The 9,403-nt window shown below is 55.6% G+C and carries 12 protein-coding genes; 9 read left to right on the forward strand and 3 right to left on the reverse strand.

All coding sequences use genetic code 11. The features are described from left to right. Positions 1-25 precede the first annotated feature (25 nt). The 9 genes from M2367_RS11770 (at position 26) to M2367_RS11810 (ending at position 6,164) form a co-directional block, all read left to right on the forward strand. Positions 26-211, forward strand: coding sequence for a hypothetical protein (locus M2367_RS11770; protein WP_259236784.1), 186 nt, complete (start codon positions 26-28; stop codon positions 209-211). Positions 212-213: 2 nt separating this feature from the next. After that, complete coding sequence (locus M2367_RS11775; RefSeq protein WP_259236785.1) at positions 214-483, forward strand: DNA-binding transcriptional regulator; 270 nt, start codon at positions 214-216, stop codon at positions 481-483. 2 nt (positions 484-485) lie between these two features. Then, positions 486-659, forward strand: coding sequence for a hypothetical protein (locus M2367_RS11780; RefSeq protein ID WP_259236786.1), 174 nt, complete (start codon positions 486-488; stop codon positions 657-659). Continuing rightward, entirely contained in the window at positions 656-850 is a 195-nt protein-coding gene (locus M2367_RS11785) for a hypothetical protein (protein ID WP_259236787.1), read from the forward strand. The genes M2367_RS11780 and M2367_RS11785 overlap by 4 nt, the downstream gene beginning before the upstream one ends. After that, positions 850-1,308 (forward strand): hypothetical protein, encoded by a 459-nt coding sequence (locus M2367_RS11790; protein ID WP_259236788.1) that lies wholly within the window; start codon positions 850-852, stop codon positions 1,306-1,308. The genes M2367_RS11785 and M2367_RS11790 overlap by 1 nt, the downstream gene beginning before the upstream one ends. Further along, entirely contained in the window at positions 1,305-1,562 is a 258-nt protein-coding gene (locus M2367_RS11795; RefSeq protein WP_259236789.1) for a hypothetical protein, read from the forward strand. The genes M2367_RS11790 and M2367_RS11795 overlap by 4 nt, the downstream gene beginning before the upstream one ends. After that, complete coding sequence (locus M2367_RS11800; protein ID WP_259236790.1) at positions 1,559-3,871, forward strand: replication endonuclease; 2,313 nt, start codon at positions 1,559-1,561, stop codon at positions 3,869-3,871. The genes M2367_RS11795 and M2367_RS11800 overlap by 4 nt, the downstream gene beginning before the upstream one ends. Next, the gene (locus tag M2367_RS11805) at positions 3,868-4,356 is read left to right on the forward strand and encodes a hypothetical protein (protein ID WP_259236791.1); all 489 of its coding nucleotides are present in this window, start codon (positions 3,868-3,870) and stop codon (positions 4,354-4,356) included. Before M2367_RS11800 ends, M2367_RS11805 begins: the two co-directional genes overlap by 4 nt. A 347-nt stretch (positions 4,357-4,703) precedes the next feature. Then, entirely contained in the window at positions 4,704-6,164 is a 1,461-nt protein-coding gene (locus M2367_RS11810; RefSeq protein WP_259236792.1) for a gustatory receptor family protein, read from the forward strand. A gap of 194 nt (positions 6,165-6,358) precedes the next feature. On the opposite strand, the gene M2367_RS11815 is transcribed toward M2367_RS11810, so the two are convergent. The 3 genes from M2367_RS11815 to M2367_RS11825 form a co-directional block, all read right to left on the reverse strand. Then, the gene (locus M2367_RS11815) at positions 6,359-6,610 is read right to left on the reverse strand and encodes an ogr/Delta-like zinc finger family protein (protein WP_216947504.1); all 252 of its coding nucleotides are present in this window, start codon (positions 6,608-6,610) and stop codon (positions 6,359-6,361) included. 59 nt (positions 6,611-6,669) lie between these two features. Then, positions 6,670-7,686 carry a phage portal protein gene (locus M2367_RS11820; RefSeq protein WP_259236793.1) on the reverse strand — a complete coding sequence of 339 codons (1,017 nt, stop codon included), beginning with the start codon at positions 7,684-7,686 and terminating at the stop codon, positions 6,670-6,672. Continuing rightward, the coding region (locus tag M2367_RS11825; RefSeq protein ID WP_259236794.1) for a terminase large subunit domain-containing protein at positions 7,683-9,403 on the reverse strand (1,721 nt) is incomplete at its 5' end. The genes M2367_RS11820 and M2367_RS11825, both read right to left, overlap by 4 nt.

A 9,403-nucleotide genomic window follows, 5' to 3' on the forward strand; every position in this document is an offset into this window, starting at 1 on the left:
CAATCGTCAACTAGGAAAAATTGACATGGCAACTTTAGCGATCCCCTGCGCACTGCGCAACCTTCGCATTCAACAACGCAAGCTGGCGGGCCGGTATGGCGCTCGCCTTACCCGAAACCCTGACTGGATTGCAGCCGCCGAGCGCCCCACCGCGCTGGCTTGGGTCTCTCTGTTCAGCCGTATCAATCCCTGCCCTCAACAAGGAGCCTGACCATGAATGCACAACCTACCCAGATCAACCTGCTCAACCACCATGCCGCCAAGCGTCTGCGCCAGTTGCGGGAGCGGTTGGCCCTGAGTCGTCCGAAGTTTGCCGATCAGTTGGGGATCCCGCCCACCACGCTCAAGAACTACGAGCTGGGATACCGCGAGATTGGTGGCGGCCTGTTCTTGCTGATGGCTCAGCACCCCGAGTTGAAGCAACACACCGACTGGTTGCTGACCGGACAAGCCCCGGCGCCCGTTACCCCAGAGGGAGCATAATCATGGCCACCATTTTGACTCGTCACACCGTACCCAGCATCGCCGCGGCAAGCGCTTACCTGGTCAAACAGGGATACAGCAACTGCGGCACTACCTGGCTGCGTGGTCAACGCCACTATGCTCGCCTGGAAAACCTCTGCTCTGGCCGAGTTCGCATTGTCGAGGGGGTGGCATGAGCAAAATATTTCATCCCATCAGCCAGCAGGCGGCCGCAAAAGCGGTCGCCGACCTACCCAAGCAGCTCGCAGCCAGAGCCCACCGCGCTAATGCCTATCGCGGTAACGAAGCCCCGGGCTTGCGGGCTCAAGCCCAACTGCATCAACGCTGGCATCTGCTGTTCATCCGCCTTAACCGGAGGGCTCATTAATGCGCGACGCCATCACCATTGCCCGCCAAGCTCCCAAGCTGGTCGAAGGGATGCTGGCCGACATGTTCGCCGCCAACGCAGAGGATAACCGCATCAGCTTGGGCGGCGTCTATTCCGGTCAGCAATACATCCAGATCCAGCTGGTTGCCACCAGTAACCCGGCGGCACTGCTGGATGATGACGGTAACGAGGAGGATGAAGAAGACGTGGGGTCAGCAATGACCCCCGCTCACAACCAACTGACCACCCACTGGCTGGCTGCCCGGGGCGAGTTCATCACTGCCGGTGGTGAGGCCAGAGGAGATCGGGATATTTCCCGGGAGCTGCTGGCGCTCGGCGCCGTGCGCTCTGTCTACTGGTTGGCCCTGGGCCAGGGAGAAACTGCACTGGCCCGGGAAATTGGGCAGTGGTGGCAAGAGTGCGCCCCGCTACATGGCCAGGGGGAGCACATACGATGAACTATCGCCTGCAACAGGAGATGTCTCACCGGCTTCATCGCTGGCAAGACACCCATCGTGAAGACGCAGCCCGGCTGCGCTTCTATCAGCGGGAGTTGGCCAACACGCGCCAACTGCCTGCCCGCCCCCATGCCAGCATCAAGCTGCTGCTACGTCAGTGCGCGGCAGCCCGCAAGATGAAGCATCACGCCGCCAGCACGGTGATTAGCTGCACACGCAACATCAGAGATTTGTCCGGAACGTTCCCCCAATGACCCGCACCATAGCAAAGCTACCGCTGTCCAAACGGACGCTGCGGCAGCGTATCGATACCCTTTCCAATGCTCTGCCCGGCGTCAATCTTGACGCCGCATTCATTGGCGCCCCCGGTCAATATGACCTGGTGTGGGCGGTGCAGCTGCTCGATGGTTTGTCACCTTTACTCACCCAATCGCTGTTCAAGTCATATGTGCGTCGTCGCAAGGATGGCTCGGCCAGCAACTGCCGCAGCGCCAACATCTGGCTGCGTGAGCGAACCAAGTGGGTGCGCCGCTTGATCATGGTGATCCCGGTCGATACCCATCACCTCCGTGATGAGGATGGCCGCAAGCGGGTGGCGCATCAGTTTGCCAACCAGACAGCCGCTATCTGGAGCCACATCGAACGGCGCATCAAGGATGGGGAAGAACCCGATCTGGTGCAAACCTGGGAGGCGATTCGCCAGCCTGCCGATCAGTGGGGGTTTGTCGGTGTGATGCCCAAGTTCAAGACCGACGAGGTGCGTGATAACTGGATCTTGAGCGTGATGGTGCGCCTACTCTCAGCCAAGTGGTGGGAAAAACGCATCAACCGCACCTGGGATCGTCTGCAGGAACACATCAACATCTTGCTCGGTAAGGTGCGCAAAGGTGTCTCTGCCTACATCTCGAACGCCACCATGAAAGTGGTGCGTGAGCGCAAGCGGGCCATGATGCGCTGGTTGGCCGAATCGGAAGTGATGAACGAGCAGCACGACCTGGTCGTCTCGATGAAGGACTGCTGGGAAGCCAGCACCTCCAACCCGGTCAATCGTCGCAATGAGATGATGACCCGGATGCGTGGCTTTGAGGACTACGCCGAAGAACAGGGTCATGTGGGGGTGTTCTTCACCTGGACAGCACCAAGCCGCTATCACGCCTGGAAGACTGGCCCCAATGGCAAGACCCTCGAAAACGAAAAGTACCATGGGGCAACCCCGCGCCAGACCTGTACCTATCTGGCCCAGCTATGGAGCCGTGCCCGCGCCTCGCTTAAACGCTGGGGATTGCCAGTCTATGGCTTTCGGGTATGTGAACCACACCATGACGGCACCCCGCACTGGCACCTGCTGCTCTTTATGCGCCCTGCCGACAAGTGGCGGGTGGTTAGCACTCTCCAACACTATGCCTTGACCGATGATCACAAAGAGTTGGTACGCGAACCCCGGGGCCGCCCTCCCTTCACCGACATGACCCCCCGCTTTGACTGGAAGGAGATCGATCCGACCAAAGGGGATGCCACCGGCTACATCGCGGCCTATATCGCCAAGAACATCGATGGTGAACATGTTGATGGAGATGAAGAAGCTGGCACCAAAGCCGACCAAGGTGCGCAACATGCTTGCGCCTGGGCCAGTTGGTGGGGCATTCGCACCTTCCAGCAGATCGGCGGTGCCCCAGTCGGCGTCTGGCGTGAGCTACGCCGCATCAGTAACGCCAAGAAAAATGGCAATCTGGTGGGGCCACCCAAACCCGTGCTGCAGGACCCTGTCTTTGAGACCGCCCGCTTTGCTGCGGATAACGGCATCTTCCGCTGCTACCTCCACGCCATGGGGGGAGCCCTGGCCACCCGCATAGAACATCCCATCAAACTGGCCCACCTCATCGAGGAGCAGGCCAATGCTTACGGCGAAGACATCAAACGTCTGATGGGCCTGCACTCGGCTCGCCTTGGTGTGCGCACTCGCCTCACCGGTTGGGAAGTGGTGCCAGCGGGCACCTATGAGGCAGCCAAGGCCGCCGGGGGTTCGTCTTGGGGTGTAGGTGTTCAGTCGGGCGACAGCCCGGCTCCTTGGAGCTCTGACAATAACTGTACGCAGCCAGACCCTGCGGCGTTTGCGGATCAGTTGATGGCAGAGCAATGGGGGTTATCGCCCTTCTCCATCGACCGTTTGCGCTCTGGTGCCAGCGTCACGGCGGACGGCTTCACTCTTTGGCTTGAGAACGGCCAGCTGCAGGCAAGCAAAGAGGGCAGGTCCAGCGATGCGAGCGCCAGACAAGAGCAGGAGTGGCAACGGGAAGAGGCTGCCAAGCAGCAGGAGCGGCAAACTCACTGGAAATCCAGCATCAAGGCGGGACTACTCTGCGGAAAAGTCGGCATCGATGAGTGGTTTGACAGCATAGCGGATGCGGATCTGTCGCTGGCCACGCAGACATTGGAGAAAATACTCACGGCTGAGGCCAAGGGAGCACCTGATACCTACGCCAACGATCCACTGTTGCGCAGCCTGGACCAGCTGATCGCCGAGTTGCGCGCCGACGAACTGACGAGGGAGGAGTACTTTTGAAGCACCGACAAGCCGCTGCCAGCAAGGCGGAATACCGTACCCTGGATAATCGCGTCACCTGCCTGCTGGCATGGCCACCTCATGAGATCAGCGCCTGGGTGCAGATGCTGCAGGGCCATCAGCAGCAGATAGCCTGTTCCATCTTGCGCCGTCGTCATCCACGGCCCACACAACTGAACCTGCCAGCAATCGGTGAGGAGGTTCCAGATCCGTTTCAGGTCAACCGGCCCACAGTGCCGGTCACCTCTGCCGATGGTCGCCTCCTGACCAAGGTTCACGCTGTACCAGGTCTAACCCCCGTCGTGATCGATGTCGACGGTACCATCCGCTGTGTCAACACGGGCCGCACCCTCTGGATAGCACCGGGTAGTCGCATTGACCGAGCCAACCCGGGCGCCTCTGAACAGCGCAACTCACTGTACAAGCCATCATTGCACCAGGTAGTGGCTGACCACCGTCAGCACGTAGACGCCGTCACCAGATAACTTCCAATAAACACAGCTCAGGGCCTGCGGGTATCATCACCAGAAGACCCTTTCCTTCTCTCTCATTCCTCCGCCCTGCATCTTGGCCAGTTGCACCATGTGATACGGGTCGCCTCGATCACAGTCCTGACTTGTTCACGAAGGCAAGGCTTGGGGGTGCTTTCCATTGCAGTTCCTTGGTTGTACTTTTTGCACAGTGGCAGAAGTAACGCCAAAAAAGGAGGTCAAACGAATACGACTAGACACTGGAGGTAAGCTGGTAATACCATAATCAGAAATTATTTTTTAGTTTCAGTTATTTTAGTAAAACGGTGTTAATTAGTTCTAAAACATAAATAAGGAAGTGTATGAGTCGTTGGATTGAGTCATTTAATCATCACGCTTATCGGGCTGCATGGATAAATATCATCGAAATTTCAAATGAAATAGCTGTTGATGATGACACTATTGTCACTAGCGTCGAAGAAGTAGCCAGATTTATAAAGGTCGTTGTATTTATAAATGAGTTATTATCAGCATGTGACCCTGAGTTGATCCCAACCTCCACATGGGATAACTTTCATAGCCAATCCAATGCTTGTTTAACCCAGATACAACATTATCAAAACAATAGAAACATTGCCCATGTTACTAATGCGAATGCCAGTTTAGATAACTTATTAACTTATATTAGGCCCTATCAAGTCGTTGCAGGAAAAGCAGCGCAGTCAGCGAGCGCCTCGTTTACTGCATACACAAGAGCAATAAATAAAAACCTCATCTCCTTTCAAGAGAAAGCCAGTGCCACGTTAAAGGAGATAGAAAACATTAAAGATATGGCAATAAATGATGCAGATGAATCAGATGCAGCAAAAACTCGTATCAAAGAGTTAGAGACGAGGTACTTCGATGATTCTGAATATGAAAGCTTGAGTTCAAAGATTAATAATCTCGAAAAGGCCCTAGAAGAAAGCTATGAAATAATCCAAGATTATAAAACCAGATTAGTTGGTGGGGATACAGATTCAAACTCTATTTCATCTGAGATTGACAGTGTTTTTAAAGCAGCAAACCACAACTCCAAAGTGATATTTGACTTATTAAATGAAGTTAAACCCAAGCTATCAGATTTCAAATTATTTCACACTGTTGTTTTTGGGGAAAAAAATGAAGAAGGTGTTTTAGAAGGTGGTTTGAAGTCTGAATTATCCACCAGAAAAGAACACCTTGAACAGTTTAAAAAACAGCAAGAAGTAAAATACAAAACTCTCAACGATGAAATAGAAAGTTTACTCCCCGGAGCGACTAGTGCAGGTTTGGCATCTGCATATTATGACCTAAAAGTATCTTTTGATAACCCTATAAGAAATTATTCAAAATTATTTTATGGATCTATTTTATTTCTGATGTTGATTGCATTTATATCAATCACCCAAGAGATGGGATGGTTTTACATTAAGTTTGTCAACACAACCGATTTAACTAAACTATTTTCCAACTTCTTATACAAGCTACCGTTGATTATACCAATTCTTTGGCTTACGTTATTTGCATCAAAAAGGCGTAGTGAAGCCTTAAGACTGCAACAAGAGTATGCTCACAAGGAGGCTCTTGCTAAGTCTTATCAAAGCTTCAAGACTCAAATAGATGCACTAGGACAATCAGATCCTGACCTAATGAATAAATTGCTCAGATCTGCCATTGACGCTGTATCTAAGAATGCTTCTGACACCCTTGATAAAAAACATGGGGATAATACGCCAGCTCATGATGGTATCGATGGATTAGTTAGCTCCCTGGAAAAAATAAAAAAAATATTATTACCATAGAGTGACGATTAACTAACAGTTAGCCATCGCTTCGTGGCTTTCGTGGCTGTAGACAACCATTACTTTCCGCTTAGCGGAGCATTAGATCACGACGAGATTACACAGACAATACATACAGCTACGTTAATTTAATACGAAAAATCAATAGCGGACGTGCAGGCCCGCCAAAGTTAGGAAAAAAACAACTGGGGGCGCTATTGCGCCCCCAGTCCTTTCAGTACTAACTGCCGCCCCTCTGGCGTCAGCGACCCCATCAAGCTCAGCACCAGCTGGTTTGTGGTCTTGGCTGAGGGGCTTAGGGTGTGGGCGAACGACAAGGTGGCCACCCAGCTGTGGCCACACTCGGCGTCTGTGCACTGGCAATAGAGATCGGAGACATCATCGCTCAGCTTGTTGGTCTTGGTTATGCGGCCCCGCTGGCCACACACTTTGCAATAAACCCGCATCACGTCCCCCTTCCCCATAAAAATCAACGTACTATTTTGCCATATCAAACACTGTTTGTTTATACAGTCACGCCCATTGTTTCCCGAAAATCGACCATAAGGGAGCGAGGGAGTCCCGCGCTGTTGATAGCGTCCTGGATAAGCTCACACAGCGGCAGCACCTCGTTTCGGGCATAGGTGGCGTCATACTTCTCAGGGTCTCCGAGTCCGCCTCCACCATTGGTCGGGATGATACCGGCCAGCGCCGCCGGAAACCGGTGGCTGGTCAATACGTCCTGGGCGGTGATCCCCTTGATGGCCGCAAACTCATCCTTGGTCGCGATGTCCCCCACCGGGATCAGCTTGATGCCGTCCGGCTTGCCGTCGGGGATGTTCACGAACATAGAGCGGAAGTTCCCCACCCCCTTGCTGCTGGCGATCATCTCCTTCATCTCGGCTTCGGTATCGTCGTCCATGTTCGGATCGGTGGCGTAGAAGATGAAGCCCATATGGGCGCCGTTGAGGAAGTATTTGCGCCGAAACAGGGTGGCATCCTGGTTGAGCAGGGCCGACTGCAGGCCCCCCAGGTAATCGGGCATGCCGTAAATCTGCTGCTCGGGATCGTACTGGGCCAACCAGATGACATCCTCCGGTTGGTAAATCAGGTTCGGCTTACCCTGCTGCAGGTAGACAAAGCAGTCATCTTCCCGGCGGCGCAGGTAGACGCTGGAGAGCGGGTGCAGCCCCACCACCTGGCCAAAGCCATTGCGAATTTTAAGCAGCCCCGCATCGCCAAACTGCAGGTAGTTGTGCACAAACGCCGTGATGGTGGCGCGCTGGTTGGTAAAGCGCCCTGCCACCATGTTGCGGCGCGCCATCAGGATGGCCCCGTGGTGGGCATTGGCCCGGGCCACCTTGGCCAACCCCTTGCGCTCGATAGGTGGCTGGTAATACTCGCCATAGGGGTTGTAGAACACCCCAGTGTAATCGGTCATCCAGGCCGTGGGGTCGATGGCTTCGGGCATGCTGAATGCCACGGCGCCGCGGCTGGATGAGGCGGTCACCTGGGCCTGTGGCTGTTTGCGTTGTTTGGTCATACGGCCTTCTTCTCTTGACTGGTTGCCCAGGTGGATTTGCGTCTGCGGTGGGTATCGAGGGGCTCGTTGGCCACGGCGTGGGCGATGGCAAAGAACACGTCGGCGTGTCCGGTCACGTTGTCGCGGGCGGCTCGAAACGTCATCTGACCGCCACCGGTGGTACTGCGCTTGATGGCCAGGAAGGCCAGCGGGATATCCCTGTCCGAGCTGTCCCACTCGATGCGGTTCGCCTCCACCACGTCGATCATCTTGAGTACCAGCCGCGACTTGCTCTCGATGCTGTAGTTGATGGGGTGACACACCCCTTTGAAGACGGGCTTCAAGAGATCAAACACCCCGGCACCGATGCCGGACACATCGACCCCCAGATAGGTGACCCGAAACTTCTTGGCGATGCGCTCTATCTCCTGGGCCTGAAACTGGAAGTTGAGCCCCCGCCAGTAGTGCTTTTCCAGCACCCGGAACCGCTCACCGGCCACCGTGGGCGGGGCGACCACCACCAGGGTGGCATTGTCGCGGGTGCGGCTCGGGTCATAGCCCATCCACACCTCGCGCCGCCCGAACGGATCAGACCGCCCGGGCTTGTAATCCTCCCACCGGGACGGCTCCACCCCTGCCCGCTCCATATCCTGGAACTTGAACACCGACAGGGCATCGTCGATAAAGCGACACAGATAGAGGCGCTCGAACACCTCCTCCGGGTATTCGTCTTTGAGCTCCTCGATGTCGATGAGGTTGCAGCCCAGGCGTATGGCATCCTCGATGGTGATGACATAGCGCCATTGCCTGTCAGGGCAAACCCGGCCGCCATCGCGCATCTCCTCTTCGCCAGGAAAATCGATGGCCACCCGGCTCGGGCGTTGCCCCTTCCAGCGATCCCCTGTCCAGAACCGGTACGCCTCATGCACCTTGCTCGACGGTGTGGAGAAGTAGGTCTTGCGCCAATGGCTCTGGGTCGCCATGGCGCTGGAGACATCGGAGAGCTTCTCGAAGTTGGGGATCCAGAAATACTCATCGATGTAGACGTTGCCCGAGCGGGACTGGGCGCTGTTGGAGTTGGTGGAGCAAAAGTGCAGCTCGGCCCCGTTCGACAAGACGATGGGGTTGCCGGTCAGGGTGAGCCCGAGGAAGGTCTGGGCAATCTTGCAGATGTAGGAGCGAAACACCTCCGCCTGGGCCCGGGTGGCTGACAGGAAGATTTGATTGCCACCGGTCAAAATGGCATCTTCCAACGCCTCACCGGCGAAGTAGTAGGTCATGCCAATCTGGCGGCTTTTCAGGATATTGCGGGTACGCGGCAAGGCCGGGTCGTTCTTGGCCTCCCGCACCCGCAGCTGATAGCCAAACAGGGTGCCCAGCCACTCGCTGAAATCGGCCTCTGTCAGGTGGCTGACCTCGTTCTTGCCCTTTCTGCCGCCCTTTCTCTTGCGGCTGTTGCCATCCTGGCCGCCACGACCACGTTGCCCACGCTCAGGCGCGGGATCCTCCCCTGCCTCGCGCCTGGCCTTCAGCGCCTGTTCGCGCTCGACCCACTTGAGGGCCTTCTCTTTGAGGCTGACATGGTGGCCGATAAGCCTGTCCAGCTCCTCCTGCTCACCCGGGGTTTTCTTCTCACGGTGCAACAGCACCTGCACCCTGCGGGCAATCGCATCCTCGACCGCTTCGTCAGTCAGCAGATCTCGCCAGCCGAGCTTTTCGGCCCAGTAGTAGACAATGC

The sequence above is a fragment of the Aeromonas sp. BIGb0445 genome (assembly GCF_024809075.1).
GTDB lineage: Bacteria > Pseudomonadota > Gammaproteobacteria > Enterobacterales > Aeromonadaceae > Aeromonas > Aeromonas rivuli.